The sequence below is a fragment of the Salinicola rhizosphaerae genome (assembly GCF_014652715.1).
Lineage (GTDB): Bacteria > Pseudomonadota > Gammaproteobacteria > Pseudomonadales > Halomonadaceae > Salinicola > Salinicola rhizosphaerae.
Genome location: NZ_BMZI01000002.1, coordinates 428813 through 455529 on the forward strand (window position 1 = coordinate 428813; position 26717 = coordinate 455529).

Annotated in this window: 23 protein-coding genes; 9 read left to right on the forward strand and 14 right to left on the reverse strand. The window is 61.5% G+C overall.

Features of this window, described 5'->3' with window-relative positions; genetic code table 11:
- On the reverse strand, nt 1-428 hold a 428-nt coding region (locus IE125_RS05415; protein WP_189443607.1), incomplete at its 3' end, for a GNAT family N-acetyltransferase.
- A 117-nt stretch (nt 429-545) separates the two neighbouring features.
- Here IE125_RS05415 and IE125_RS05420 point away from each other — a divergent pair.
- Nucleotides 546-1532, forward strand: a complete 987-nt coding sequence (locus IE125_RS05420; protein WP_189443608.1) for a threo-3-hydroxy-L-aspartate ammonia-lyase — start codon at nt 546-548, stop codon at nt 1530-1532.
- A gap of 10 nt (nt 1533-1542) precedes the next feature.
- Here the strand turns inward: IE125_RS05420 and IE125_RS05425 are convergent, their stop codons facing one another.
- Nucleotides 1543-1851 (reverse strand): hypothetical protein, encoded by a 309-nt coding sequence (locus IE125_RS05425; protein ID WP_229808934.1) that lies wholly within the window; start codon nt 1849-1851, stop codon nt 1543-1545.
- 183 nt (nt 1852-2034) lie between these two features.
- Nucleotides 2035-3555, reverse strand: coding sequence for an acetaldehyde dehydrogenase ExaC (exaC, locus tag IE125_RS05430; RefSeq protein ID WP_189443609.1), 1521 nt, complete (start codon nt 3553-3555; stop codon nt 2035-2037).
- Between the two features lie 226 nt (nt 3556-3781).
- On the opposite strand from exaC, the gene IE125_RS05435 reads away from it, so the two are divergent.
- Complete coding sequence (locus IE125_RS05435; protein ID WP_189443610.1) at nt 3782-4204, forward strand: hypothetical protein; 423 nt, start codon at nt 3782-3784, stop codon at nt 4202-4204.
- 307 nt (nt 4205-4511) lie between these two features.
- Here IE125_RS05435 and IE125_RS05440 read toward each other — a convergent pair whose 3' ends face one another.
- The 4 genes from IE125_RS05440 to IE125_RS05455 form a co-directional block, all read right to left on the reverse strand.
- Entirely contained in the window at nt 4512-6590 is a 2079-nt protein-coding gene (locus tag IE125_RS05440) for an AsmA family protein (RefSeq protein ID WP_189443611.1), read from the reverse strand.
- A gap of 181 nt (nt 6591-6771) precedes the next feature.
- The gene (gene gmhB, locus IE125_RS05445) at nt 6772-7341 is read right to left on the reverse strand and encodes a D-glycero-beta-D-manno-heptose 1,7-bisphosphate 7-phosphatase (protein WP_373297369.1); all 570 of its coding nucleotides are present in this window, start codon (nt 7339-7341) and stop codon (nt 6772-6774) included.
- Nucleotides 7342-7550: 209 nt separating this feature from the next.
- Nucleotides 7551-8591: an SDR family oxidoreductase gene (locus tag IE125_RS05450; RefSeq protein ID WP_229808935.1), complete on the reverse strand. Its 1041-nt coding sequence runs from the start codon at nt 8589-8591 to the stop codon at nt 7551-7553.
- A gap of 100 nt (nt 8592-8691) precedes the next feature.
- Nucleotides 8692-9417 carry an SDR family oxidoreductase gene (locus tag IE125_RS05455; RefSeq protein WP_189443614.1) on the reverse strand — a complete coding sequence of 242 codons (726 nt, stop codon included), beginning with the start codon at nt 9415-9417 and terminating at the stop codon, nt 8692-8694.
- Between the two features lie 104 nt (nt 9418-9521).
- On the opposite strand from IE125_RS05455, the gene IE125_RS05460 reads away from it, so the two are divergent.
- Nucleotides 9522-10418, forward strand: a complete 897-nt coding sequence (locus IE125_RS05460) for a LysR family transcriptional regulator (RefSeq protein ID WP_189443615.1) — start codon at nt 9522-9524, stop codon at nt 10416-10418.
- A gap of 167 nt (nt 10419-10585) precedes the next feature.
- Here IE125_RS05460 and glyS read toward each other — a convergent pair whose 3' ends face one another.
- Nucleotides 10586-12652 (reverse strand): glycine--tRNA ligase subunit beta, encoded by a 2067-nt coding sequence (gene glyS, locus IE125_RS05465; RefSeq protein ID WP_189443616.1) that lies wholly within the window; start codon nt 12650-12652, stop codon nt 10586-10588.
- Nucleotides 12653-12654: 2 nt separating this feature from the next.
- Nucleotides 12655-13617, reverse strand: a complete 963-nt coding sequence (glyQ, locus tag IE125_RS05470) for a glycine--tRNA ligase subunit alpha (protein ID WP_189443617.1) — start codon at nt 13615-13617, stop codon at nt 12655-12657.
- Nucleotides 13618-13767: 150 nt separating this feature from the next.
- Here glyQ and rfaD point away from each other — a divergent pair, with 150 nt between their 5' ends.
- The 5 genes from rfaD (at nt 13768) to IE125_RS05495 (ending at nt 18906) form a co-directional block, all read left to right on the forward strand.
- On the forward strand, nt 13768-14736 hold the full coding sequence (gene rfaD, locus IE125_RS05475) for an ADP-glyceromanno-heptose 6-epimerase (RefSeq protein ID WP_189443618.1): 969 nt from the start codon (nt 13768-13770) through the stop codon (nt 14734-14736).
- Entirely contained in the window at nt 14729-15763 is a 1035-nt protein-coding gene (gene waaF, locus IE125_RS05480; protein ID WP_189443619.1) for a lipopolysaccharide heptosyltransferase II, read from the forward strand. The genes rfaD and waaF overlap by 8 nt, the downstream gene beginning before the upstream one ends.
- 25 nt (nt 15764-15788) lie before the next feature.
- Nucleotides 15789-16712 (forward strand): glycosyltransferase family A protein, encoded by a 924-nt coding sequence (locus IE125_RS05485; protein ID WP_189443620.1) that lies wholly within the window; start codon nt 15789-15791, stop codon nt 16710-16712.
- Complete coding sequence (locus IE125_RS05490; RefSeq protein ID WP_189443621.1) at nt 16709-17863, forward strand: glycosyltransferase; 1155 nt, start codon at nt 16709-16711, stop codon at nt 17861-17863. The genes IE125_RS05485 and IE125_RS05490 overlap by 4 nt, the downstream gene beginning before the upstream one ends.
- 197 nt (nt 17864-18060) lie before the next feature.
- Nucleotides 18061-18906, forward strand: coding sequence for a hypothetical protein (locus tag IE125_RS05495; protein ID WP_229808936.1), 846 nt, complete (start codon nt 18061-18063; stop codon nt 18904-18906).
- Here IE125_RS05495 and IE125_RS05500 read toward each other — a convergent pair.
- From IE125_RS05500 to IE125_RS05515, 4 genes are all read right to left on the reverse strand, one after another.
- Nucleotides 18899-20461 carry a sulfatase-like hydrolase/transferase gene (locus IE125_RS05500; protein WP_189443622.1) on the reverse strand — a complete coding sequence of 521 codons (1563 nt, stop codon included), beginning with the start codon at nt 20459-20461 and terminating at the stop codon, nt 18899-18901. The genes IE125_RS05495 and IE125_RS05500 overlap by 8 nt on opposite strands.
- A gap of 152 nt (nt 20462-20613) precedes the next feature.
- The gene (ddlA, locus tag IE125_RS05505; protein ID WP_189443623.1) at nt 20614-21711 is read right to left on the reverse strand and encodes a D-alanine--D-alanine ligase; all 1098 of its coding nucleotides are present in this window, start codon (nt 21709-21711) and stop codon (nt 20614-20616) included.
- A 97-nt stretch (nt 21712-21808) separates the two neighbouring features.
- Complete coding sequence (locus IE125_RS05510) at nt 21809-22960, reverse strand: glycosyltransferase (RefSeq protein WP_229808937.1); 1152 nt, start codon at nt 22958-22960, stop codon at nt 21809-21811.
- Nucleotides 22932-23720 (reverse strand): glycosyltransferase family 2 protein, encoded by a 789-nt coding sequence (locus IE125_RS05515; RefSeq protein WP_189443624.1) that lies wholly within the window; start codon nt 23718-23720, stop codon nt 22932-22934. Before IE125_RS05515 ends, IE125_RS05510 begins: the two co-directional genes overlap by 29 nt.
- A 159-nt stretch (nt 23721-23879) precedes the next feature.
- On the opposite strand from IE125_RS05515, the gene IE125_RS05520 reads away from it, so the two are divergent.
- Nucleotides 23880-24770 carry a glycosyltransferase family 8 protein gene (locus tag IE125_RS05520; RefSeq protein ID WP_189443625.1) on the forward strand — a complete coding sequence of 297 codons (891 nt, stop codon included), beginning with the start codon at nt 23880-23882 and terminating at the stop codon, nt 24768-24770.
- A 103-nt stretch (nt 24771-24873) separates the two neighbouring features.
- Here the strand turns inward: IE125_RS05520 and IE125_RS05525 are convergent, their stop codons facing one another.
- Nucleotides 24874-26715, reverse strand: a complete 1842-nt coding sequence (locus IE125_RS05525; protein WP_189443626.1) for a DUF3413 domain-containing protein — start codon at nt 26713-26715, stop codon at nt 24874-24876.
- Between the last annotated feature and the right edge of the window lie 2 nt (nt 26716-26717).

The following is a 26717-nucleotide window of genomic DNA, read 5'->3' on the forward strand; positions in this document are numbered from 1 at the left end:
ATGTCGTCCTCGAGATAGACCTCGGTCACCGGTTCGAAGCCATGGCGGCCGTAGTAGGCCTGAAGATGCGCTTGCGCCGATAGATAGGCCTCCCGGCCTGGCCAGGTCGTTTCGATGCGCTCCAGCGCGGCCTGCAGCAGTGTATGGCCCAGCCCCGTGCCGCGGTGTCCCTGCGCGATGACGACCCGGCCGATCACCACGGCTTCTCTGTCGTTTTCGGGCACCAGCAGGCGAAGCGTCGCGACGGGCTGGCCGCCGGATTCGACGGCGAGATGCTGCGTCGAAGCCAGCAGATCGAGACCGTCCAGCTCCTGATAGGGGCACTGCTGCTCGACCACGAACACGGCGACGCGCAGCGCGAGCAGTTCATAGAGACGCTCGGCACCTAGCTCGCTGCCCTGCTGCCACCGCCAGGCGTATGATTCCATCTGTCGCTTTCCTCGGGTCGTTGCAGCCATCATCATCGGTAATCGGGGAACCTCGGCATCTTACGTACGCGCACTGAAGATGTCATGACAGCGGCTTTGACGAAGACGGGAGACGAGATGACACAACCTGGTGAACTGGCTATCGACTATGACGATGTAGCGTCGGCGCAGCGACGCCTGGCGGGTGTCGTGCACCGCACGCCGGTGCTGCGATCGACCACGGGGGACGCATCCACTGGCGCAACGCTCCATTTCAAGGCGGAGCACTTGCAACGTATCGGTGCGTTCAAGTTTCGAGGAGGCTACAACGCCATCAGTCAGTTCGATGCCGCGCAGAAGGCAGCGGGCGTGATCGCATTTTCGTCCGGCAATCACGCACAGGCGATCGCGCTGTCGGCTCGTCTGCACGGGATTCGCGCCGTCATCGTGATGCCCGAGGACGCACCGGCGATCAAGATCGCGGCGACGCGGGGCTATGGTGCCGAAGTCGTGCTCTACGATCGCTACACGCAGGATCGAGAGGCGCTTGGCCGAGAGCTGGCGGCGTCTGAAGGTCTGACACTGATCCCGCCGTTCGACCATCCACACGTCATGGCCGGGCAGGGGACGGCGGCGCTGGAGCTGTTCGATGAGGTGGGGGAGCTGGATACGCTGATCGTACCGCTGGGTGGCGGTGGACTGATCTCGGGATGCGCCACGGTGGCGAAGACGCGCTTTCCCCGGTGCCGCGTCATCGGCGTCGAGCCGGAGGCGGGAAACGACGCTCAGCAAAGCGTTGCTTGTGGTGAAATCGTCGCTATCGACACGCCCCGCACGATAGCCGACGGGGCGCAAACTCAGGCATTGGGCAAGCTGACGTTCCCGATCATCCAGCGACACGTCGACGAGATCGTGACCGTTAGCGATACCGAACTCGTCGAGAGCATGCGGTTTCTGGCGAGTCGAATGAAGCAGTTCGTGGAGCCGACCGGTTGCCTGGGATTGGCCGCCGCGCTGTCGGGTCGGGTAGAGATCGCGGGCCAGCGTGTCGGCATCGTGCTGTCAGGTGGCAATGTGGACGTCGACCGGTTTGCGCAATTGGTTCGCTCCGACGAGCGGCGCTAGGACGCCCGGCTCATAGCGCCGGGGTGGTCTCGCCCAGTAGCTTACGGGTGATATCGCGCCATTCGTCGTCGAGGCTTTGATCCGGTAGATGGCGCCCGGCCCGGCGATACCAGTAGCCGGCGTTCCCGAGATCGCCCTCCCAGCGGTGCAGGTAGGCATGGACCCAGGCGGCATGGGATCCGCTCGCGTTGTCTACCTGATCGTGGGCCCGCGACCACTCCGACTTTCCTGCCCACCACAGCGCACGCAGCTCGCAACCCAGGGTCTTTGGCGGCATCGGTCGGTCCAGCGTATCGATGAACGTCGTGAGATCTGTCATGGCATTCGTCCCGCAGTGAATGTCCTGATCAGTGTAGACGAGATGATCCGAGAGCAGGCAAAGCCATGGAGTGCAGGCGAGCTCGACTAAAGAAGCGCCTGACGTGACAGCCCGGCCGCCCGTAAAGTCAGCGCCCCGCCAACACGACGGAGCGCTCGATTTCCGCCAAATTCTCGAACCGGTCTAGAAGAACCCCATCGGGTTGATGTCGTAGCTGATCAGCAGATTCTTCGTCTGCTGGTAGTGTTCGAGCGCCATCTTGTGCGTCTCGCGGCCGACGCCCGATTTCTTGTAGCCACCGAACGCGGCGTGAGCCGGATAGGCGTGGTAGCAGTTGGTCCAGACGCGCCCGGCCTGAATACCGCGGCCCATGCGGTAGGCACGGTTGATGTCTCGGGTCCAGACCCCGGCTCCCAGTCCGAACTCCGTATCATTGGCAATGGCCAGCGCTTCAGCTTCGTCCTTGAAAGTGGTGACCGAAACGACCGGGCCAAAGATCTCCTCCTGAAACACCCGCATCTTGTTGTTACCCTTCAGCAGGGTCGGCTGGATGTAGTAGCCGCGCGAGAGGTCGTCACTCAGCGACTCCCGTTCACCACCGGTGAGGAATTCGGCACCTTCGCCGCGGGCCACATCCATGTAGGACATGATCTTGTCGAACTGCTCCTGAGAAGCCTGCGCACCGACCTGGGTCTCGGTATCCAGCGGGTGTCCGCGCTTGATCTTCTTGACGCGTTCGACGACGCGCGCCATGAAGTCATCGTAGATACTCTCCTGAACCAGAGCTCGAGAAGGACAGGTACAGACCTCGCCCTGATTGAGAAAGCCCATGACGAGGCCTTCGGCGCATTTGTCGATGAAGGCCGGTTCGGCTGACATCACATCCTCGAAGTAGATGTTCGGCGACTTGCCACCGAGCTCCACGGTCGAGGGGATGATGTTGTCAGCGGCGCACTTCATGATATGCGAGCCGATCGGGGTCGACCCGGTGAAAGCGATCTTGGCGATCCGCTTGCTGGTCGCCAGGGCCTGACCGGCTTCTTCGCCGAAGCCGTTGACGATATTGATCACGCCCTTGGGCAGCAGATCATGAATGACGTCGATCACCTTGAAGATCGACACCGGTGTTTGCTCGGCAGGTTTCAGCACGACGCAGTTGCCCGCCGCCAGCGCGGGCGCAAGCTTCCAGGTCGCCATCAGGATCGGGAAATTCCACGGAATGATCTGACCGACGACGCCCAGTGGCTCGTGGAAATGGTAGGACGCCGTATTCTCGTCGATTTCGGCAGTCGAGCCTTCCTGGGCGCGGATACAGCCGGCAAAGTAACGGAAGTGATCGACTGCGAGCGGGATGTCGGCAGCCAGCGTTTCGCGCACGGCCTTGCCGTTCTCCCAGGTTTCGGCGACCGCCAGCATCTCCAGGTTCTGCTCGATGCGATCGGCGATCTTCAGCAGCAGGTCGGATCGCTGCTGGACCGACGTCCTGCCCCAGGCCGGCGCAGCTCGGTGGGCAGCGTCGAGTGCGAGATCGATATCCTTCTGGCTGGATCGAGCGACTTCACAGAAGACCTCTCCCGTGACGGGCGTGACATTCTCGAAGTAGCGACCCTCCACCGGAGCTACCCACTCCCCGCCGATGTAGTTGTCGTAGCGCTTGTCGAAACTGACGATGGCATCCGCCGTATTGGGGTTGGCATAACGCATGGTGAGTCTCCTTGTCGCCGGGGCCGCGCTCGGTCAGTGCGGCGTTCATTCCGTCACTTTGCGAGTCTCCCTGCGGTTTCGCCATTACGCTTTAGGCGTGCGGCGTATTGCCTGAGTAGCGACCTCGGACGATGATCGAGATCACGCACTTCGACCATTGGCGAACTGTCACGCCGCGTTGCAGTGATACTCTGTAGGTCGTGTCATGGATCTTCAGGAGGACTGAATGATGATGCATGCGATAGGTAATGAGTCGATGCGTGAACCGACGACCGTCGATGATCGCGGTTGCTGCGAGATGACGGCGATCAATTTGCTGGATGACAGCGTATCGACACAGAAAGAGGTCCAGGAGCGCAATGTCATGCAGCTCTACCTGCTGACGGTTCAGGTAAGGGCATTACTCGACGTTGCCTGTCACCAGGGACAGGCCGAGTTTTTGACCGAGCGGCTACGATTTCACACCGAGTCGCTGCAGGCGCAATTTGGGCAGCTGGTCGACAAGCACAAGGCTGCCTCGTTCAGGAGTCACTTCTACCGCCAGCAGCAGCAGAAATTCGATGCCGAGATCGACAAGTTGATCGGCGCACTGGAGGCTCTCGGTCGCCAGTACCGGGCGGATCAGGGGCAAGAGTCCGGCACCCGCTGAGGTTCAGGTAAGAGGTTCGGGTAAGTAGCAGGCAGCAGGGCGTCGCGCCCGACGCGAGCGCTGCCCAAGCTGGTGGCGTGCCATCGACGAAGCTTCTTCTTTCCGATAATGCTTTCGCTCTGTAAAGCTTCCCGTCTATCAAAGCTTGCCTCCCGGGTTCGGTTGCCGTGACCAATCAAGCAACCGAGCCCGCTTTTATGCCTTTCCCTCCTGAAATTAAAACCGGAACTAAAAACCGGGATTGAAAAGTAGTTTCACGTGAAACAAGTCGTCGCCGCTGCCCGCGCGACTTTTGCGTTGAGATGTCTCACTCCTGCGTCTGCACCTGACTCAGAAAGTCATTGCACGGCGTCTTCTCGTCCGTGCTCGGAGAGACAAGGGCCAACAGTGCGGCAGCGGGAGCTGCCACCGTGCCGAGAATGGCGCCCGCCGCTCCCCGGGCGATCAGTGAACCTGCATCAACGCCGGGCGAGGGATTCTTGAAAGTCCCATGTACATAGAGCGGAGATCGCAGTGTCAGGATTCTGGCGCCTTTGCTTTCTGGCTCGATAGTGAAGTTTAGCGCCTCGGAACCGAAATCCGCGCTGCCATCGATCTTGATCAGTGCATTCTCCGTATCGATCAGGAAAAAGCGGCTATCGGCCTTGCCGTCATTGACCTCGAAATCGGCGGCCGCGCAGTTGATCTTGACCTGCTCATCACCAAAAAGCTCTCCGACGAGATAGTTACCGACGTTGAGGCCCGCAAGCTCCATCAGGTTCTGGCTGATCAGCCCGTCGCTCACGATCATGCGTAGTTCGCCGTTGCTGGAGCCCAGAATCGAGGCAACGGAATTGCCGCTGCCGGTCAGGGTCGCATCGCCATTCAGCTCACCCTGGCTCTCGTCCATCATGTCGACGTCGGGAAACAGCTGGCCAAGACGCAGGCGACGTATGTGCATATCGACCCGACTCTGCATTGGCGTCTGGCGCCCGTCGAGCCGCAGCGTGGTATTGAGATCGCCGCCGGCGACGCCGAATCGAAGCGGGTCGAGCAGAATCTCGCCATCGTCGAGCGTGACGTGGGTGTAGAGATCCCGAAGCGGCAGGGACTTTCCGTGCTCGATACGCTGTGCCGTGAATTTCACGTCGGCGTCCATGGCTTTCCACTGGTCGGTCTGGAATTCGTCCACGGGAAGAACTTTATCGGCTGGCTGATCGGTGTCCACCTGGGCAGGCTGCGCTTCGCTACCATCATCTCCGCCGCCATCGGCACCGATCAGCGGCGCCAGATCGGCGAAGCGAAGCTGGCGAGATACGACTTCCCCGGTCAGCGAGGGGCGCGGCTGACCCATGCGGTAGGTAAGGTTTCCATGAATATCGCTGTCGCCCACCGCGCCGTCGAAATCTTGATAACTGAACGTCAGCGGCTGCTGCGTGTCGAGGTCAGCGATAAGATGCCCCCGGGTCGAATAGGGCGGGGTGTCCGGCAGCGTGACACCGATGACGTTGTATAGATCGCCGAGATTCCGACCCGCGAACGTGAGGTCGACATCGATCTTCGTGGGCGCCAGCGGATTGGTCACCGCGCCCTGGACCGATACCTTGGTGGCGCCGGCCTGAATTTTCGCCTGCAGCGGATAGGGCATGCGTTGTTGCCTGAGCGCCTCAGGCCCGCCCAGTTTCCCGGAGCCCGAAAACGACTGCCCTCGATATTGTCCCTCTGCCTGCCAGCCGAAGCGGTAACTCAGATCTGACTCTGTCGTATTCTGCGTATTCGCTGCGTCATCGTTGCCAGTCGTCAGCGCACCGACCGCAATAGGCTTCCCGAGTAGCTGAAGCTTGGCATCGATGTTGGCCGGTAGTTGATCGTCGTCATAGCTCAGGCTGAGGGGGTCGAATTGGATGTCTCCGACATCGACACGCCACCCACCGCTGTCTGTCGAGGTGGCATCGCTGCTTTCGGCATCGCTGGTGGTGTCGAACGTCCAGTTATTGGTGCCGTCCAGCAGTCGAACGAGGTTGACGGAGCCGCCGCCTAACGCGATTTGCGGGATGACCACGTCTTTATCCAGCAGCGGCAGTGGCGAGAGCGTGATACTCAGGCTGTCCAGGCTGATCAGGTCGGCGCTCGTGACATCGGTAGGGCTGGCGATATGCAAACCTTGGGCCTGCACCCGTGGCCACGGAATCCATCGTTGCCAACTCTGCGTCGGGGAAGGCCATTCCCAGTCGACAGAGAGGTCTCCGTCGATGGAGACATCGCGATGCAGCGCGCCCGAGGCTTGCGCTTCGATCGTCGGTTTGAGTCGATTCCAGTCGAACGTAATGATGACTACCACGAGCACGAGCAGGATCATCAAGACCACCGCGAGTGCCCATAGCGATATTTTCTTGCCGGTTGTCATGGTCGAGCCCCCATCCGTTGGGTCCTGGAAGCATAGACCAGGGGCTGCCGTTCGTATGTGAAAGCTGGTTGGGAATCGCTACCGGGTGTGTTTCACGTGAAACATCGGGGGGGGGTGGCGAGAGACGTGACAAGGCTTAGTCCGGAGATGTACTGCTTGTGCCTCGAAGACGCTTTGGGGTTCAGTTCTCGCCAACGCTCGGTCGGCTTTCGGAGATCAGTCGTTCTGCAAAGGCGGCGAGATCGTGACAGATCCACGTATCCGGATAACGCCTCCTGACTTCACTGGCAAACCGAGACCCCTTGCCGGTCAGCACAAGTACTGTCCGGCAACGGGCCGCAATGCCAGCCTGGATGTCCGTAAGGCTATCGCCAACCATCCATCGATCAGCATCCTCATCAGTTCGCAGGTGATCGATGATATTGGTCAGCATCCCGGGCTTGGGCTTCCGACAAGCGCATTCATCGCTCGGTAGATGAGGGCAATATTCAATCGCGGCCAGGTACCCACCGGCCTTCTGGATCAGCAACGACATTCGGTCATGGATGGCGTTCAGGGTATCGAGGGTGTAGTAGCCCCGGGCGATACCGGACTGATTGGTGGCCACTGCCACTGTCCAGCCACAATGATTCAGCTTGGCAATCGCGTCGACCGCGCCATCCAGTGGGTGCCATTCATCCAGTGATTTGATGTAAGCGTCGGAGTCCTGATTGATCACCCCATCCCTGTCGAGGATGATGAGTCTGTCCATGCGCGAAGTTGCCCCTGCAGCCTGAGTGAGACGGTGCAATCCTATGGTATCGCGATCGGCGTTCCAGGCAAGCCGACCCATTGCGCACTCGGCACACCCTAGACCAAACTCAAAGATCGGCATGTTTCACGTGAAACATGCCGATCTTTTATGGAACAGACAATGAGTGGGAAGCGTGCTGTCGCTTGGTACTGCCAGTGCCTGCTTGCCTAGGGGATGATCTTTCGCTCCCGTAGCCGGTCGAACGCGGCAAATAGTGATTGTCGCGAGTCCATGCGCGGGGTGAATCCGTAGCGATAGATCTTGTTGACGTCTGATATGACGTCCGTCTCGGTGTTGAAGACGAAATCCCCGAAGCCCCACTGAACGACCTTCTCCAGATCGTTCTCGGCAAGTCCGTACTTCTGGCTGATACGTTGCCAAACGGGCTGCTTATCGGCCATGTGGTCGGCTAGCGTCAGCGGGACCGGGGAAGCCGTTTCCATATCGAAATAGTTGGCGATGTCCTGCCACAGGCGCTCCCAACGGAAAACATCGCCATTGGTGATATTGAAAGCTTCACCGCTGATGCCATCCGCTTCGGCTGCCCAGACACTGGCATCACCCAGCAGGGCCGCATCCGTGATCTGCATCAATACCCGATAGGCGGTTTCACTCCCGGGGTACCGGAGCGGGATGCCAAGCTCATGGGAGATAGCCGCGAAGGTACCCAGCACGGTGGCAATATTCATGGGATTGCCGTTGATGTTGCCGCTGACCACGACATCGGGCCTGAGCACGACATAGTCCCAGTTCGCAGTCTCCGCTCGGGCAGCCAGCATCGCTTCCTGGGCCTGATAGATATTGGGCGGCATATGGCTGGGATCGGACTCTCGAGCGGGCGTCGGTACCTTGGTCCCTAGATGGATGCCATAAATCTTGAACCCTTGGTAGATGACCACTCGCTCGAGCGGCGCACCGGCTTGCTCCAGGGCGTCGAGAAGGTTATCCAGCATCTGACCATTGCGATCTGCCTCGACCGCCAGATCCGAGTCCGGTGCCAAAGCGGCGTAGAACAGATGGGTCGTACCAGCTGCCTGTTCGCGAATCGCGTTCAACGTCTCTTCGGCGTTGGTCAGGTCGGCGGTGACGGTGTCAATGCCTTCGACAGGGCGGCGCCCCAATCCCTTGACCTGCGCACCATGTTCTCGAAGCGCTTCATGCGCGCCATGTCCGATGATGCCGCTGGCACCGGCGATCAATGCTTTCATGCGTTGGCTCCCTGTTTCACGTGAAACATGCATTTATATTCAATGGGTTTGGCGCTGCGATAGATCTGTCGCTGCGGCAGGTCCGTCTGCGCGAGAGGACTCAGGCGATGCGTCCGCCGCCGTCCACATGGAGAACCTGCGCGTCGATGTAGCCGTTGGTCAGGATGCTCAGGCCGGCTTCGGCAAGCTCCTGAACGTTGCCGACTCGACCGACAGGCAGTGAATCCGCGGTATCGGTGAACATTGCCTGCTTGTCTTCATTGGACATGCCGTCCCAGGTCGGGGAGTCGACGATGCCGGGCGAGACGATGTTCACGCGACGCGGCTTAAGCTCTACGGCAAGGGCATTCATCATGCCTTCCAGCCAATGATTGGCGGCGGACACCATACTGCCGCCAGGAACGGGGCGATAGGCGGCAACACCCGAGTAGAAGAGGAGGCTGCCGTCTTCATTGAGGAAGCGATGTGCTGCCCGGCCCAGTTGGATCGAGGCCCAGATCTTGCTCGCCAGCGTGCGCTCGATCTCGCCGTCGGTCAGTTCAATGAATGGCTTGAATGTCAGGTCGGCGACAGTCGACACAATGTGGTCCACGCGCTCCAGTTCGCGAAATGCCGCCTCGACCTGATCGCGCTGGCTGATATCGAGAGGGTGGATCGTTACAGGCCCAGGAAGCGTACTCGCGACGCTTGTCAGCTTTTCTTTCGAACGGCCGGCGAGAGCGACCTTGGCGCCAGCAACAGATGCTTGTCTTGCCAGCTCTGCTCCCATTCCCGAGCCGCCGCCGGCAATGAATATCGTGCGTTGCGTGAGTGCTTCCAGTCCCATAGTTTGCGCTCCTGATGGTGAATTCGATCTGAAAGCAGTCTGGTAGAGCGGAAAGGTTTGATAAACTGGTGCAATGCGAAATCGAAATTCGAGGAACTCGAATAATGTCAGCATCGCTTAGCACGCTCAGACTTTTCGTCGACATCGTGGAAACGGGTAGCCTGTCGGCAGCGGCGAGACGCCATGAGCTGGCGCTATCCTCTGCCAGCCATCGCCTCCAGCAGCTGGAAAAGGAGCTGGGCGCCACGCTCCTCAACCGGACCACGCGCACTCTATCTCTGACAGAGGAGGGTGCTGCTTACCTTCAAGGGTGCCGAGAGGCGCTCTCCGCCATGAATCGTGCCGAGGATCGTCTGCACCGTCGGCAGGAGTCTCTATCGGGAGATATTGTCGTCACGGCGCCCAACGACGTTGGCCAGCGGCTGATTGCGCCCGCCATTTCGGCATTCTGTGCGGAGCATCCCTGGGTCAGCGCCGAACTTCACCTCAGCGATGCCATCTCGCGTGGGGTAGGGCGGGGGATCGATCTGGCCGTTCGAACCGGGCCGCTGCAGGATAGTGCGCTGGTTGCTGTTCCCCTGTCGCAAGATCGCCGCCGTATCGTTGCGTCTCCCGAATACTGGCGCGAGCATCCCAAGCCGACGCATCCAAAGGAATTGGCCGACCACAATTGCATGGTGCTGACACGGGATGGCGAGCCGCAGACGCCATGGCATTTCCAGGATCAGGGTACGGCTCTGGCGGTGCATGTTCAGGGCACGCTGCGAGCCAACTCCGGCCTCGTTCTTCGCCATTGGGCGATGAACGGCTATGGCGTCATTCTCAAGTCCGAGCGCGATATCTCCGCGCCACTGAACGACGGCAGGCTGGAAAGCGTTCTCGATGAACACTTGCCGACACCGTCTGCGCTCTACGCAGTGATGGCTCGCGACCGCTATCGACCGCAAAGGCTTCAGGCGCTGGTCGACTGGCTCAAGGCCTGGTGCGCAGATCACGAGTGAAGTCCCGATGTTTCACGTGGAACACGAACGGCGTCGAGCCGGGGTAGGCTCCCGAGGCAGGGAGTCTCCAACTTCGGATCAGGGCTTCCACCCACTAAAAAGGCTCGGAGTGATGACCACCGAGCCTTTTGTTTCACGTGAAACACGTCTTGATGAGGGCGCCTAGTTTATTGCTGCAGCTCGGCGATATCCGCAACAGCGAGGAAGACCGCCTGAAGGCCCGCCAACAGTGCCAGCCGGTTACGCCGTGTGGCGTCATCGTCCACCGCCACCATGACCTCGTCGAAGAATCGGTCTACCGGCGCCCGGAGCGTCGCGAGGATGTCCAGGGCTTGCGCATACTGGGCTTGCTGAAACAGCGGTTCGACCTGTTCTCGACAGTCCGTGATCGCATTCGCCAGCGCGATTTCAGCATCTTCGCTCAGCAGTGATTCATCGACTCGCTGCTCGCCGCCGTACTGCTGCTTGGCCAGGATGTTGGAAACCCGCTTGTTGGCCGCCGCCAGCGCTGCAGCTTCTTCGCGCTGTTCGAAGTGGTGAACGGCCTGCAGTCGACGGGCAAAGTCGAGGGGGCGTGTGACCGGGCGCGCACGAACGGCGAGATAGACCGATACCGGCAGCCCTTCATCCTGCGCCCAAGCGCGGAAGCGGTCGAGCATGTAGGTCAGCACGTCATCGACGAGCCCTTCGGTCTTGGGCAAGTCGCGATGCTGAGATACCGCCAGCTCCAGCAGCTCACGCAGATCGAGGTCGAGTTCGCCCTTGATCAGAATATTGAGCACACCGATGGTGGCACGACGCAGCGCGAACGGGTCCTTGGCGCCGGTCGGACGCTGGCCGATACCGAAGATGCCGGTGAGCGTGTCGAGCCGGTCGGCCAGCGCGATGGCCAGGCCGGTTGGTGTCTGCGGAATGGCATCGCCGGCAAAGCGGGGCAGGTACTGCTCGTGCAGCGCCTCGGCGACGGCCGCCGGCTCGCCGTCATGGCGCGCGTAGTAGGTCCCCATGACGCCCTGAAGCTCAGGAAATTCGAGAACCATCTCGGTGACGAGATCGCACTTGGCGAGCTGCGCCGCGCGAGCAGCGGCGTGACTGTCGCCACCGATCTTGCCGGCGATGAAGCGGGCAATGACCTCGCTGCGCGCGGCCTTGTCCGCGAGCGTACCCAACTGCTGCTGGAACACGACATTCGTCAGCGCCGTACGGCGCGACTCGAGCGTTCGCTTGCGGTCGGTCTCGAAGAAGAAGGCAGCATCCGCCAACCGTGGGCGAATCACCTTTTCATTGCCGTAGATGACCTGTTGCGGATCATCGCTCTCGATGTTCGCCAGCGTGATGAACTGCGGCTTGAGTCGTCCGGACTCATCCAGCATGTGAAAGTACTTCTGATTGGCCTTCATCGACGAAATCAGGCACTCCGCCGGTACCTCGAGGAACCGCTCGTCGAAGCTGCCCGTGAGGGCCACCGGCCACTCGACCAGCCCGTTAACCTCATCGAGCAGGTCTTCGTCGATCACTGCCTGCCCCTCGTGCACCTCGGCCTCGGCCAGCACCTGCTCGCGAATACGCTCGCGACGGCGATCCAGTTCGACCAGGACGTACGCCTGCTCCAGCGCATCGACGTAATCATCGGCATGAGCGAGTTCTATCGGCGCAGGTGCGTGGAAGCGGTGACCGTAAGTCGTGCGGCCGGACTCCAGGCCCAGTACGGAAGCGGGAACGACGTCCGCACCGTATAGCGCGATCAGCCAGTGAACCGGGCGGGAAAACTCGATCCGCGACGCACCCCAGCGCATGTTCTTGGGAACGGGCAACGCGTTGACGGCGGCGGACAGGATTGCCGGTAAAAGCTGTGCAACCGGCTCGCCTTGCTGCTGTTCACGATAGCCGAGCCAGGTGCCCTTGTCCGTCTCCAGGTGAATCAGCTCGTCGACCGTCACACCGCAGGAGCGAGCAAAGCCCTCGGCCGCCTTGGTCGGTTGACCGTCCTTGAATGCGGCTGCCAGCGCCGGTCCGCGCTTCTCGACGTCGCGGTCGGGCTGCTTGTCGGCAAGTGCTTCGATACGCACGGCCAGCCGGCGGGGAGAGGCCAGCGCCCTGGCCTGGCCCATCGGGACTTCGGCGTCGCTCAAGCCTTTGACGATACCATCGCGCAACGCATGCGCCAGATCGCTCAGGGCGCCCGGCGGCAGCTCCTCGACGCCCAGTTCGATCAGTAGGGTGTTGGCTGCCATGCTCATGCGTCTCCCTGAGTGGTTTCGGGTGTGTCCTGAAGTCGCTCGCGCCGCAGCGCCTCCGGCGCCATCGGGAAGCCGGCTGCCTCGCGCGAGGCGTAATAGGCGTGGGCGACATCGCGCGCCAGCGTGCGCACACGCAGAATGTAGCGCTGCCGTTCGGTCACCGAGATCGCGTGGCGCGCGTCCAGCAGATTGAAAGTGTGTGAGGCCTTGAGTACCTGCTCGTAGGCGGGCAGCGGTAGATTGGCCTCGAGCAGCTTGTTGCACTCGGTCTCACAGTGATCGAAGGCGCCGAAGAGATAGTCGACGTCGGCGTGTTCGAAGTTGTACGCCGATTGCTCACGCTCGTTCTGCAGGTAAACGTCGCCGTAGCTCACCTTCGAGCCGTCGGGCGCGATCGTCCAGACCAGGTCGTAGACGCTCTCGACGTCCTGCAGATACATGGCAATGCGCTCGAGGCCGTAGGTCAGCTCGCCGGTGACCGGGAAGCATTCCAGACCGCCGGCCTGCTGGAAGTAAGTGAACTGCGTCACCTCCATGCCATTGAGCCAGACTTCCCAGCCGAGTCCCCAGGCGCCCAGCGTCGGTGACTCCCAGTTATCTTCCACGAAGCGGATATCGTGGACCAGTGGATCGATGCCGAGGCGCTTCAGAGAGCCGAGGTAGAGCTCCTGCAGATTCTTCGGCGAGGGCTTCATCACGACCTGGAACTGGTAGTAGTGCTGCAGGCGATTGGGGTTCTCGCCGTAGCGGCCGTCGGTCGGACGTCGAGACGGCTGGACGTAGGCAGCGTTCCAGCTCTCCGGGCCGATGGATCGCAGGAAAGTGGCGGGATGAAAGGTGCCCGCACCGACTTCCATATCCAGAGGCTGCATGACGATACAGCCCTGCTCCGCCCAGTATTGCTGAAGGGCGAGTATCAGCCCCTGAAAGGTTTTTGCATCTGCCGTCGGCTCTGTCATTGACTGCGCACCGTTGCCCATGAATTCGTGAGCCGCCAAGTATACAATTAGCGCCTAATCGGTTATAGGCACCGGCATGAATCCGCCGAGAGCGACATCGCGGCTCTCGCGGCGGTAGTCTGGCCGAGTCGAGACAGACAGGAGAGCGACATGATCGTAGTCACCGGCGGTGCCGGCTTCATCGGGGCCAATCTGGTCAAGGCACTCAATGCGCGTGGCCGTGAGGACGTCATGGTCGTCGACGACCTCAGCGACGGCACGAAATTCGTCAATCTGGCGGACTGCACGTTGGGAGACTATCTCGACAAGGACGACTTCCTCGCTCGCGTGAAGGCAGAGCTCAACGGGGAGATGCGCGGCGAGACCGGCGGTCTGCCGCCGATCGAGGCGATCTTCCACGAGGGTGCCTGCTCGGATACGACCGAATGGGATGGTCGCTTCATGCTGGAGAACAACTTCGAATATTCGAAGGTGCTGCTCGAGTACTGCCAGGCCAAGCGGATTCCGTTTCTTTATGCCTCGTCAGCCGCGACCTACGGTGGCAGCGAAGTGTTCGTCGAGGACCCGGCGCACGAGAAGCCGCTCAACGTCTACGGCTACTCCAAGCTGCTGTTCGATCAGTACGTACGCGCACGCTGGGACAGTTTCGACAGCCAGGTCGTCGGATTCCGCTATTTCAATGTCTACGGTCCGCGCGAGCAGCACAAAGGCAAGATGGCGAGCGTTGCCTACCATCATCACACGCAAGTGCAACGCGGCGAGAATCCCAAACTCTTCGGGGCCTGGGATGGCTATGACGCCGGCATGCAGAGCCGTGATTTCGTCTACGTCGGTGACGTCGTCGACGTCAATCTATGGTTTCTCGATAACCCGGAAGTCTCGGGCATCTTCAACCTGGGCACCGGCCGCGCCGAGCCGTTCAAGGCGATTGCCGAGACCGCGATCGAGTTCTACGGGAAGGGCGACATCGAGTACATCGACTTTCCCGATGAGCTCAAGGGGCGTTACCAGAGCTACACGCGCGCCGATATCTCTCGGCTTCGCGAGGCTGGCTATGCGGCGGAGTTCAAGACCGTTCGCGAAGGGGTGAATGCCTACCTGGAATGGTTGAATGGCTGAAGCCGCCGCTTCGCGCGAGGCGCCTCGCATTCTCGTCGTCGGCCCGTCCTGGGTCGGGGACATGGTGATGGCACAGAGCCTCTTCATGACGCTCAAGACGAGGCATCCCGGCGCTGTCGTTGGCGTGCTGGCGCCGGGCTGGTCGCTGCCGATTCTCGAACGGATGCCGGAAGTCGACGAAGCGATCGCGCTCGACGTGAAACATGGTGAATTCGGTTGGCGGACGCGCCGCGACGTGGCGCGCACGCTCAAAGGTCGTTTCGACCGTGCCATCGTGCTACCGCGCTCGCTGAAGTCGGCGCTGGTGCCGTTTCTGGCGGGAATCCCGCTTCGCACGGGATTCACCGGCGAGCAGCGCTATCTTTTGCTCAACGATCGACGCAAGCTCGACAAGACCGTGCTCGATCAGACGGTCAAACGCTTCGTGGCGCTTGGGCTGTCTGCCGACGAGGCAGCGAGCGGCGCCTTCGCGATACCCAGGCCGGCACTAAGCGTCGATGGGCAGCGCCAGATTGCGCTGCGGGCCGAGCTCGGCCTCGGCGAACGTCCGGCCATCGGCATGATGCCCGGTGCCGAATACGGCCCCGCCAAGCAGTGGCCGCTCGAGTATTTCCGCGAGCTGGCGCAGAGCCTGATCGCGCGAGGATATGCCGTCTGGATTCTGGGTGGCCCCAAGGATGCCGAAGCGGGCGAGGTCATCGCGGCCGAGCTCGATTACGCCCACAATCTCTGCGGTAAGACGCGTCTGGCGGACGCCGTCGATCTCCTGGCCGCCTGCGAGCAGGTGGTCACCAACGATTCGGGGCTGATGCACGTGGCAGCCGCAGTCGGCACGCGCATCCAGGCGCTCTATGGCTCCTCCACGCCGGCGTATACGCCGCCGCTGACCGACAATGCAGACATCCACTATCTCGGGCTCTCCTGCTCGCCCTGCTTCGAACGCACCTGCCCGCTGGGCCATCGCAACTGCCTCAAACAGATGCTGCCGGCGCGAATCGAAGCCGCGGTATGTGGCTCGCCCCTCTGATATCGCTCTGGCCACGAGAACCCGCATGCCGCTGCTCACGACCAAACGAAAACGCAAGGTGCGCTCGGCGCTGAGATTTTGGCGCTACCGCTGGAAGAACCTTGTCTCACGCCGCCGCGTGCCGTCCAGCGGCAAGCGGTTGATCATCTCGCTGACGACTCATCCGCCTCGTCTCAGGCAAGTCTTCGCCACGCTCGAATCGCTGTGCGAACAGGATCTCGAGGCCTTCGACGTCCATCTATACCTGTCTCGTCGTGACAGGGAGAGCATCGAGCGTTGGCCGGAGACGCTAACGCGGCTGGCGCGACGCGGGGTCGAGGTCGTAGTGACCGAAGAGGATTACCGCTCCTACGACAAGCTGCTACACGCGCTGTCTGCGTATCCCGAGGCCACGATCATCACCGCCGATGACGACGTGATGTATCCACCGGACTGGGCGAGGCGTCTGGTCGAGGGGGCAGAGCGCTACCCGGGTGCGATCGTCTGTCACCGCGGTCACATGCTGTGCGAGACGTCGCCGGGATCGGGAGAGATTTCCTATCGTGTCGTCAGAAGCCGAAAGGAACCCGGCGCCACGAGCCCCAATTTTGCGCTGATGCCGACGGGAAGCGGCGGGGTGCTTTACCCCCCGCGATCGCTCGATCCGCTCGTGTCGGATGTCGAAGCCTTCCGCGAGCTGGCACCCAACGCCGACGACATCTGGTTCAAGGTAGCCTCGCTCAAGGCGAGAACGCCCTGTGTTCGCATCAATGCGGAGAATGTCGACTTCTTGCCGACACCGGCAGCGGGAGAGTCGGCGCTACATGAAGAGAATATCAAGCGCGGTGGTAACGATCGGCAGTTTGCCAATTGTTTGACGCGCTTCCCCGACATCAAGCCACTGATCTTCGGTCTCCAGCAAGGCCCTGACGAAGATCGCCTCACGGCGGAAAAACCGGTGAGTCAATGACACAAAGAGTGCTGCTCGTCGTACGAAAACTGAGTATCGGTGGCATCGAGCGCGTCACCGTCAACCTGGCCAACGTGCTGGCGCGCGAAGGGCATGAGGTGCATGTGCTCGTCCTGAAAGGTGGGCACGAGCTTGAGCCTGACGCCGGTGTCACGGTTCATCGGGTGGATTTCGACAAGGCTTTCCGCCGGACAGGTATCGGATTGCTCTACGATCTGCTGACGCGGGCACTGCTGAAACCCGTATTACCGGGTTCGGGCTTCCTGTGGCGCGGCTGGTATGGCGGCGGGTATCTCAAGCGCTTCGTGGAAAAGCTGGAGCGCGAGCAGGGGCCGATAGACCGAGTCATCATGCGCGGCCAGGGCGCGTTCGAGACCGTCTGGTCGTGGCGCGACCCGCGACTATGGCAGGTGACCGTTTCCTGGCCCGGTGATCCCGGTGGGCGTCTGAAGGGGAGCTATCTGCGCCGCCTCTACGACGACAAGCAGGTCGTCTGCAATACGCCCAACGTGCGCGAACAGCTGGAACGTCAGCTGGCGCATCACAATATTCGTCCGAAGCGCTGGGCCACGATCATGAATCCCTGCGATATCGAGGCCATTCGACGTCAGGCTGCCGAACCGGTCGAGCTGCCTGAGCGCCCCTTTGTCGTTCATGTCTCCCGGCTGTCCGACGTCAAGCGGCAGGAGTGGCTGATACGGGCGTATCTGGAGGCCGGCATCGACGAGGATCTCGTGATCGTCGGTGACGGTCCCAAGCGCGCGAGCCTGGAGGCCTTGGCCGATGAGCTTGGCGCGCGCGAGCGTATTCACTTCATCGGTAGTCGCCCCAACCCCTATCCATGGATGAAACACGCAAGGCTCTTCATCTTGAGTTCGCGCAGCGAAGCGTTCGGTATCGTGCTGGCCGAGAGCATGATCTGTGGAACGCCCTGTGTCGCCGTCGATTGCCCGGGAGGCGTGCGCAACGTGCTGATCAACGATCAGGCCAGACTGATCGCAGAGAACTCGATCAGCGGCCTTGCCGGCAAGATTCGCGAGGGGCTGTCGAATCCGCCCGACCTCGCAGCCGACCCGGAGCTGATCGAGCGCTTTCGCGATACGCGCATCATGGAACAGTTCCTCGCGTTACCGACCGGCGGCGGTCGGTAACGGATATCGGCGAACACGGGAGATCGTCAAACTAATTGCATAGCCTGCTTATGAACATGGTAAGCTGGGTGAACACTGTTTCATAACCCGCCCCATTGAGTGAATCGGCCATGACCAGAGCTTTCGCTTCGCGCTCGTCATCGCCTCCTCGGTTGCCAGCCGAGGAGCTGGCATTCCAGACGTTGTCAGACCCGCGAATGAGGTGGGGCCTGCGTCGTGCTCGCTGGCAGGAAAATACCGCCGCCGCACTGCATCGATGCATTAGCCTGCCCCTGGAGAAGCATCTGTTCGAGCGCTGGCTACAGGACCGGATGGGCGCCGCTCGAATCGAAGCCAAGGGGTTGCCCAGAAGAGCGCTCGACATGCACCTCGATGGCAGCCTCGTGCTCGATGTCGATCCCCGTCAGCTGATCCGGGACTTCAATGCCAAGGGGGTCGGAGGCAAGAAGCCGTCATCCTCGAATTTCATCTGGGATGGCGATTGGGATCTGAGTCGTGGAGATTTGCGGCGAGGTTCCCGCTATCGCTTCATCAGCGATCTCGACGAGCATCGCCACGATCTCACGCAGACCGAGCGCTTTCGCCAGTATCACTCCTGGGCTCAGTCGGGAAAGCCGTTCTCTTCCTACCGGCAGGGTCTCTTGCTCGATAGCGACGCGCGGATACTGGCGTATCTCGAGACCTATCTGGGTTTTCTCGACGACATGGCCGTCAACGGTTTCGATGCCGGGCTCGGCAAGGACGATCTCGGGGTCGCCGTGACCCGCGATGGGCGGTTGCTCAAGATCAACCGCGGGCTTCATCGCCTGGCCATGGCGCAGCGTCTGGGGCTACGCAGCGTACCGGTCCGAGTGCGGGCCGTTCACCGCCTGTGGTGGGATCGTGTCGTTCAGGATAACCGCGGCCAGGCGGCGCTGGAACGCGTTCGGGCAGCGCTGACGGACTGCCGGCCCGAGCTCGAGCCCGGGCCGCTGGACCCGGGGGACGACCTTGGCCCCATCGAGTGGCCAACGCCGCGCCGGCCTGCCGCCGACGTCAGTTGACGCCCTGCCAGAGCCGCTCCTGCAAAAGGTTCTCGCTTCGCATGCGGCGATTGACCTCGTCCAGCGAGTAACGCTCCACCAGCGTCGGCTGGTTCGAGAAGAGCGACGATCCGAGACCCGCCCGATGGTCGGGAATCTCGTAGCCCATCGCTTCCAGCACGGTCGGAAGCACGTCCACCATCGTCGACGGCCGCTCGATGATTTCGGGTCGCAGTCCGTTGCCCAGCATCATCAGCGTGTTCTGGCGGTCCTCGGCGATCAGGTCTTCCCAGGCAGAATTCTTCATCGAGAGATGGTCGCTCGAGACGACGACCAGCGTATTGTCGAGCAGTCCTTCGCGGTCGAGACGGTCGATGAAGTTCTTGACCAGCCAACCGGTGCATTTGACCGAATAGAGCATGTCCGTGCCATCGAAAGGCCCTTGATGCTCGAGACAGGATTTGGCGGGATTGCCGAACGGCGGATGCGCGGCCAGCGTCAGGCCGAAGAAGGCGTAGGGTTGCCCGCTGTCGTGAAGCCGGCGAATTCGCTCCTCCGCCAGGTCGAACAGCGTATCGTCGTAAAGTCCCCAGTCGTTGAGATAGTCGGGCGCAACCTTGTCTGCCAGCTCGTCTCGACCGAGGACGGTGTCGAAGCCGTGGCCGTTGTAGAACTTGGCCTTGCCGGCAAATTTGGTGCTGGCGCCGGCCATGTAGGTCAGCCGATAGCCGCGCTCGTGAAGCAGGTCGCCGAGACAGTTCACGCCGGGCAGCACATCCGCCAGCGGCTCGAACTGATTATCGTGCATCAGCCCGGCCGGCATCAGCGGTACGCCACACTGCGTCGCCACCATGCCGGCCATCGTCCAGCCCGTGTTGTCGAGCTGCTTGACCCCACGGAAGACCACGCCGCGTTCTCCCAACGCCTCCAGATCGTCGTAGACGTGACCGAAACGCGCGGTATCGCTGTAGGTACGCTCGGTACTCTCCATGTAGATATAGAGCAGGTTGGGCGCCTTCTGCGGTGCCTTGACGATCTCGGGCGGTCGGTAGCGATCGTTGAGCCAGGACTCGTCGTCATCGATCACCGAAGCGCCGCGCAGCGAGAGGCCGAACAGCAGCGGGTTGAAGGCGAGCAGGAACAGGCTCAGCACACGCTCCCACAGCCGCCAGCGATGATCGGCCCGCACCAGCCAGGTGACGGCCATCGACATGACGATCGCCGCGAGCACGTAGACGACGCCGGCAATCTGGCGGTCGGTGCTGCCGTTTTCCTCGATTCCGGCCTGGAGGTGGAAAATCACCGCGCCGATGTCGAGCTGACCAAAACTGTCGTCGAGGTAGATGTAGACCCACCACAGGAACAGCGGCAGCAGAGACCAGGGCCAAGCCTTGCGCGACGTGGCACGCTGGTTTGCGCCACCCCAGCGGAAGCGGTAGCCGATGGCCAGCCAGAGCAGGGTGACCAGCGCCGGTGTCCACCAGGGCAGCACGCAGACCACCATGATGGCGTAGCCGAGGCACAGCCCGATATAAGTCAGAGAACACCAGCGGAGGGTGTCGCGGGAAATGGTCATGACGTCTCTCGATCCGTGAACGTCGTGGGCCTGTGATAGCACCCGATCTCGGCAGCACCGATTCCTGGCGCTGCAAACTGACTTGTGACTTTATCATGACGGCTGGATGACACGCAGAGCCAAGGGCTCACGCGTGTCGCCGGAATATCGACTCAGCGCGAGCTTTTGAGCGCCTCACCGGCGGCGTGGCGCTCGAGCGCCAGCTCGATCAGCCGCGTGACCAGCGACGAGTAGCTCACGCCGCTGGCCTGCCACAGCTTGGGATACATGCTGATGCGGGTGAAGCCGGGGAGCGTATTGATCTCGTTGACCAGGATGTCGCCGGCTGGCGTCAGAAAGACATCCACACGCGCGAGTCCCGCGCACTCGAGCACCTGGAAGGTGCGCACGGCGATGTCGCGGATGCGCTCGCTTGCTTCGGGATCGATATCGGCAGGTACCGCCACGGTCGCCGCATCGTCGTCGATATACTTGGTGTCGTAGGAGTAGAAGCCCTGGGTTACCACGATCTCGCCACAGGCGCTGGCCTCGGGGGCCTCGTTACCGAGAACGGCGCACTCGATCTCGCGGCCGACGATGGCCGACTCGATCAGGACCTTGTGATCGAAGGACAGGGCGAGCTCGATCGCCTCATCGAACGCCTCGGCGCTATCGACGCGACTCACGCCAACCGAAGAGCCCTGGTTGGCGGGTTTGACGAACAGCGGCGACCCCAGTTGCGCGCTGACGCTGGCGAAATCGAGATCGGTTACGCTTCGCGGTGTCACGGTGATGAACGGTGCGACCGGAATGCCGGCATCGCGAAGCAGGCGCTTGGCGACATCCTTGTCCATTCCGACGGCCGAGCCCAGCACGCCAGAGCCGACGAACGGCAGATTGGCCATGCGCAAAAGCCCTTGCAGCGAGCCGTCCTCGCCGAGCGTGCCGTGGACGATAGGAAAGATTACGTCGAGCTGGCCGAGGGCGCCATGGTCCGACTCCGCAGCGATCATCTGCCCTTCATGACGTCCTGGCACCAGCGCGAGATCACCCTGAGAAGGGTTGAGTGCGATACGACGCGGATCGTCCGCATGCAGCAGGAAGTCATCGGCCGCGTTCAGATGCCACTGACCGTGCTTGTCGATACCGATGACGCTGACCTCGTAGCGCTCGCGATCGAGCGCGTCGACGATATTCTTCGCCGACTGCAGTGAGACTTCATGTTCGGCAGACTTGCCGCCGCAGATCACCCCGACCCGAATCTTGCTCATGACAACCGCTCCGCTGAAACGCTACTGACGATACCGGTTCGGTATCCCGGAATGCTCGCATGATGCCACGTCGAACACATCGATGTATTCGTTGCCGTCAGTCGCCGAGCGCCTCGCCGGCCGTCACGCGTCGATATAGCGCGAGGTACCCCTGCGCCATGGCCGCTGGCGTGAACTCGGCCAGGCGGGCGCTTGCCGCCGATGCCAGCCGCTCGCCGAGGACGGGGTCTTCCAGCAGCGTTGCCAGTGCGCCAGCGAGCGCGTCACCGTCACCCGGTGGGGTCAGCAGTCCGCTGACCTCATGTTCAACCAGATCGGGGATGCCATCGACATCGCTTGCGACGATCGGTACGCCGTGGTCCATGGCGTCCAGCAGCGTCGAGCCGAGTCCCTCGTTGCGCGAGGGGAACGCGAACAGTGTCATGACCTCGAGATAATCGCCGACGTTGGCGTGAAACCCCTCCCAGACGACATTGTCCAGATCCGCGCTCTCGCGCTTCAGCGCGTCGCCGTCTTCTCCCTCGCCGAGCAGCAGGAACAGCGCCTCCGGATGGCTCTGGCGCAGCCGGCGAGCGGCGTCCAGCAGTACTCGCTGCCCTTTGTGGCGGTCGACCAGCGCGCCGATATGACCAATGACGGTGCGGCCGGCAAAACGCTCGCGCAGGGCGGCGACGGCCGCGGGATCGCTCGGCTGCCCCGAGAGCACGCTGGGAATGCGCGCGACCTGGCACCAGGCCCGCTCGCGCAGATGCCGTTCGATGACCGACGAAATGGCGACCGCGACGGCGGCGCCGCCGTAGGTCAGGCGATTGAACGGCTTGTTCTTGACTGGCTGCGGCACGCGCCGGGTCAGCAGGTAGGGCGTACCGCGAAGGCGGCGCTCCAGCCAGGCCCAGTGCACGGCCTTGGCCTCGTGGGCATGCACGATATCGGCACGCGGATGGCGCCAGTGGCCGGCCAGTGCGTGGTCGGCATCGATCAGCGCCACATCGGTCGAGGCAAGTCGTTCTCGCATCGGTGAATCGCGACGGCAGACCAGGGATTGTTCGATAGCCCTGTGTTTGATACCCCTGTGCTCGGTGCCGCCCTGTTCCTCATTGATGCGCGCCAGCGCTTCGATCAACAGGATCGTCTGACGCTCGCCGCCGCGAAAGCCGCGGGCCAGATTGACATGGCGAACGTGCAGCGCGGCCCGAGGCCCCGATTTCTGCGTCATCGCGTCACCACACACGATCGAAGTCTTCCGCATCGTGGACTTTCGCGTCGCGCTGCAGTTCGAGCAGCTTGGCATACTTCAGATAGGCGTTGACCGCGGCGGATAGCGACACTGACATTCCGTCCAGCCCGGCGAGACAGCCGCCTTGAAACACATACTTGCGCACGAAGGCGTTGGCGCCGTGGAGCGCGGGAGACGCGGCATTGGCTCGCTTGCCCTTGAGAAACATGATTTTCGCCGCGCGGTTCGAGAAGCGCCCGCTCGCCTTGCCGAACAGCTCGCCGAGATTGGCAAACGAGTAGTGCTCGATATCGGCGTTCAGGCGCTGCGGGTTCCCGGCCTGGACCGAGGCGTGCTGGCGGCTTTCGGAGAACCCCGTGCGGTCACGATCGAAAAGCCGCAGGCAGTAATCCGGATACCATCCGCAGCGCTTGACCCAGCGGCTGCCGACGAAATTGCGCCGGCGCAGCGCGTAGGCGTCATGCTGGGTCGTCTCGAGATCGAGCGCCTGGATCGCCGCGACCGCCTCATCGGTCAGTCGCTCATCGGCATCTAGCGAGAGCACCCAGCGATGTTTTGCGGCAAGCGGACCGACCCGCTTCTGCGGCCCGTCACCCAGATAGGGTTGATGAATGACGCGTGCCCCGAGCGCTTCAGCGCGAGCGATGGTATCGTCCCGCGAGCCGGAGTCGACCACGATCAGCTCGTCGCAGACACGCGCGAGCGAGGCGAGGCAGTCTTCGATGTTGTCGGCTTCGTTGAGCGTGATCACCACGCCGGTGAGGTTGGTCATTGGAAGTGCGCCATGGGGTCGTCGCGAGGATAAGTACGAGATTGCCGGTATCAGTGGCAATTGGATCATCGAATCCCTGAAGCGTCCAGCTGAGGCGGGTCTATCGGGCCGTCCAGATGTCGCCCCGATTTTCAGCAGAAAGTATCCAAAGAGGTTGATGTGCAGAACCACGATGTGCGAATCGCGTTTGGTACCGATATGGGATTGCTCGCTCCGACAGCTTTGGCGCTCGATTCCGCTCTTCGAACTACCTCGGTCTCGCAGGTGGATATTCTCGGGGTGTCTCTAACCTTAGCCGCGAAAAATATCTTGCATCGTATCGCGGGCGAGGCAAAAACACGTTTGGTGATTCACGAACTGGAGGAGTCTTCTTTTACCGGTGTGACGTATAAAGGTGGTCACGTTCCCAATGCGGCTTTGGCTCGGCTCTATCTCCCTCACATCGTTGACGAGCGAGTACTATATATTGACGGTGACACACTGATTCAGCGGAATCTGAGATCGGCATTCGATATCTCAATGGGCGGGAGTTTGATTGCCGGGGTTCGCGACTTTTCTCGTTTAAAAAAAGAGTGCAAATTTCAACGAGGGCGGTCATGGTCGACGCGTTCAGAAGTCGAAGCAATTGTTAGCCCGTCACCTATCGAGAGTTATATCAATTCAGGGGTGCTGGTTATCGATTGCGCTGCCATTCGTAGGGAGCCAACGTTAGCCGATGACATGCTAAAATTCGAGCGTGCCAATAAATACTCGTTAGTTGATCAAGACTATATCAACGAGCTCTTTAAAGGACGTATTCTGCATCTCAATCCATCCTGGAACTCGTCTTGGGGACGGCATCATCTGCAGGCTAGGTGGGCCAAAGAGCTAGGTTATTCAGGTGAGGAAGTGCGCAGAGAGTCTGCTCGCATTCTCCACTTTCACGGCGCGGAGAAGCCGTGGCGAAAGATGCCTCGCGAGCGTTGGAAACGAAGCCTTCGAGCCTCTTTGGCGTATAAGGTGGCTTTTTATCAATTCAAGAAGCGCTTTCCTGACCTTTCCTTTGTGTAAATCTGGTGGGCAGCCCGCCTGACAAGGGACAGGACCCGGCGGCGCCTTGAGCGCCTCGCCTTGGAAGTGGCGAGGCGCTATGGCAGATCGGCTGCCGCGAGACTCATCGATAAAACTGCTGAAACTTCTGCATCGCCTCGAACACGGCCGGTGAGAACTGCGCGTCGGGGACCGGGTCCAGTTGGCGATCGAGAATGTCGTACTGGCCGGTACCGTCGATCACCGTGATCCGGTCGGGCTCGATGATACCGTAGTCGATGTAGCTCGATGACTGCACCCAGGGATGATCGATGCCGGGTTCCAGCAGGTCCTCGCCCTGCGCGTAATCCGAAAGCGGATTGGTGCAGCCGAGCGCGTGACGCATCAGCATCGGCGCAACGTCCAGATGGCTGGTCATGCCTTGAACCTCGCCAGGCTCGATGCCGGGGCCGTTGACGATCATCGGTACGTGCGTCTGCGGTGAAGCGAAGTTGCTGTTATGACCCCAGTAGTTCTTGCCGAAGTCGTTGAACGATTGCCCGTGGTCGGCCGTGACGATCACGATCGTGTCGTTCCACTCGCCCTTGGCCTTGAGGTCGTCGATCACCTTGCCCATCAGGGCGTCATCGTAATGCGCGGCGTTGCGGTGTCGATTCTCATACGGCGTCGGATCGGTGTCAGGCCCGAGGTCGAGGTAGTCCATCGGGGCTTCCGGCTGGTAGGGCGTCTCGCCGTCGGGCGGAATGTCATAGCCGTGGGGAGCGTCGTAAAACAGCATACCGAACCAAGGGTTGGGATCGTTCTCGCTCTCTTGGCGTGCCAGCCAGTCGAGCCAGTCCTCGGTCATCTGGCGATCGCGAGCGGCCGGCGAGTCGCCCTGGGTGCTGAGTCTGAGGGGACTGACCGAGGAGAAGATCGTGCGATCGAAGCCGACGCTGTCGAGACTGGCAGACGAGAAGATGCCGAGCGCATAGCGCTGTTTCTGCATCTGCGTGATCAGCAGGGCCGGCGTCTGGGTATTGTTGAGATAGTGGTAGTAGTTGCCGGTGAGTCCGTAGAACAGGCTCATGGTGCCGTTACGCGTGGCGTTGCCGCCGCTGTAGTGGTCGAGATAGCGGCGCCCGGTCTGGTTGAGCGCGGCATAGAGATTCGGCGTGTTCTTCGGGCCGTACTCATTGGCGCGCCAGGAGTCGATCAGCACGACGAGAATGTTGGGCGGCTCGTCTGCCTGACAGGTCAGCGGGTGTTTGGGCCAGTTCAGATTCTCCGCCTGCTTGGCGTCGATATCGGCTCGCGCGGCGCGTGCGGCCCTGGGGTCGAGCCAGCCGTGATCTTCCATGAAATCCTTGGCCGTCGCGGGAAACAGCAGCGGATAGATGCCGACCTGCTGTGTCACGCTGCGCACGTAGCGCGCGTCTGCCACGACGTGCAGCGCGTGACTGCCGAGCAGCATCAGCACGATCCCGAGAGTGGCGTATCCGGCCGGCAACCGGCGCCCGCGGCCGTCGACGATCAACCGGCGCGCAAGCCAGCCTTCGAGCAGGAGGGTGGCCAGCACGCATCCGCCGACCACGACCCATGTCGTCGGCTCGAAGCTGAATATCTCGCCATTCTTGTCGTCGAGAAATAGCGAAATCATGAAGTAGTTCACGTGGAACCGGTATTGCGAATAGACCACGGTGTCGAGCAGAAGCGCACACAGGCCGAGCGCGCTGAGCAGCGCTGCCGGCAGCCAGAGCCAGCGCGCCCGGATCACGAATGACAGCGCGCCGAGCGGTAGCCAGCCGAGCAGGACGAGCATGCCGAAATGGCCGACCCAGGTCAGGACCAGGTAGGCGATCCCCATCGCATCGTGCGGGACCGCGAGATAGGGGAGGTAGCGAAGGGCGATCAACCAGACCAGGGGAAGCTGAAACAGAGAGAAAAGCAGGGTCGTGCGCCAGCGGCGCTTCAACGTGTCTTCCATGA

Excerpts from the sequence above, each read along its gene's own strand:
- IE125_RS05485 (WP_189443620.1), top strand. The coding sequence starts at position 15,789 with ATGCCGCTGCTCACGACCAAACGAAAACGCAAGGTGCGCTCGGCGCTG.
- IE125_RS05495 (WP_229808936.1), top strand. The coding sequence starts at position 18,061 with ATGAGGTGGGGCCTGCGTCGTGCTCGCTGGCAGGAAAATACCGCCGCC.
- ddlA (WP_189443623.1), bottom strand. The coding sequence starts at position 21,711 with ATGAGCAAGATTCGGGTCGGGGTGATCTGCGGCGGCAAGTCTGCCGAA.
- waaF (WP_189443619.1), top strand. The coding sequence starts at position 14,729 with ATGGCTGAAGCCGCCGCTTCGCGCGAGGCGCCTCGCATTCTCGTCGTC.
- IE125_RS05420 (WP_189443608.1), top strand. The coding sequence starts at position 546 with ATGACACAACCTGGTGAACTGGCTATCGACTATGACGATGTAGCGTCG.
- rfaD (WP_189443618.1), top strand. The coding sequence starts at position 13,768 with ATGATCGTAGTCACCGGCGGTGCCGGCTTCATCGGGGCCAATCTGGTC.
- IE125_RS05450 (WP_229808935.1), bottom strand. The coding sequence starts at position 8,591 with ATGAAAGCATTGATCGCCGGTGCCAGCGGCATCATCGGACATGGCGCG.
- IE125_RS05425 (WP_229808934.1), bottom strand. The coding sequence starts at position 1,851 with ATGACAGATCTCACGACGTTCATCGATACGCTGGACCGACCGATGCCG.
- IE125_RS05440 (WP_189443611.1), bottom strand. The coding sequence starts at position 6,590 with ATGACAACCGGCAAGAAAATATCGCTATGGGCACTCGCGGTGGTCTTG.
- IE125_RS05500 (WP_189443622.1), bottom strand. The coding sequence starts at position 20,461 with ATGACCATTTCCCGCGACACCCTCCGCTGGTGTTCTCTGACTTATATC.
- IE125_RS05515 (WP_189443624.1), bottom strand. The coding sequence starts at position 23,720 with ATGACCAACCTCACCGGCGTGGTGATCACGCTCAACGAAGCCGACAAC.
- exaC (WP_189443609.1), bottom strand. The coding sequence starts at position 3,555 with ATGCGTTATGCCAACCCCAATACGGCGGATGCCATCGTCAGTTTCGAC.
- IE125_RS05490 (WP_189443621.1), top strand. The coding sequence starts at position 16,709 with ATGACACAAAGAGTGCTGCTCGTCGTACGAAAACTGAGTATCGGTGGC.
- IE125_RS05510 (WP_229808937.1), bottom strand. The coding sequence starts at position 22,960 with ATGCGGAAGACTTCGATCGTGTGTGGTGACGCGATGACGCAGAAATCG.
- IE125_RS05435 (WP_189443610.1), top strand. The coding sequence starts at position 3,782 with ATGATGATGCATGCGATAGGTAATGAGTCGATGCGTGAACCGACGACC.
- glyS (WP_189443616.1), bottom strand. The coding sequence starts at position 12,652 with ATGGCAGCCAACACCCTACTGATCGAACTGGGCGTCGAGGAGCTGCCG.
- IE125_RS05455 (WP_189443614.1), bottom strand. The coding sequence starts at position 9,417 with ATGGGACTGGAAGCACTCACGCAACGCACGATATTCATTGCCGGCGGC.
- gmhB (WP_373297369.1), bottom strand. The coding sequence starts at position 7,341 with ATGGACAGACTCATCATCCTCGACAGGGATGGGGTGATCAATCAGGAC.
- glyQ (WP_189443617.1), bottom strand. The coding sequence starts at position 13,617 with ATGACAGAGCCGACGGCAGATGCAAAAACCTTTCAGGGGCTGATACTC.
- IE125_RS05525 (WP_189443626.1), bottom strand. The coding sequence starts at position 26,715 with ATGGAAGACACGTTGAAGCGCCGCTGGCGCACGACCCTGCTTTTCTCT.
- IE125_RS05460 (WP_189443615.1), top strand. The coding sequence starts at position 9,522 with ATGTCAGCATCGCTTAGCACGCTCAGACTTTTCGTCGACATCGTGGAA.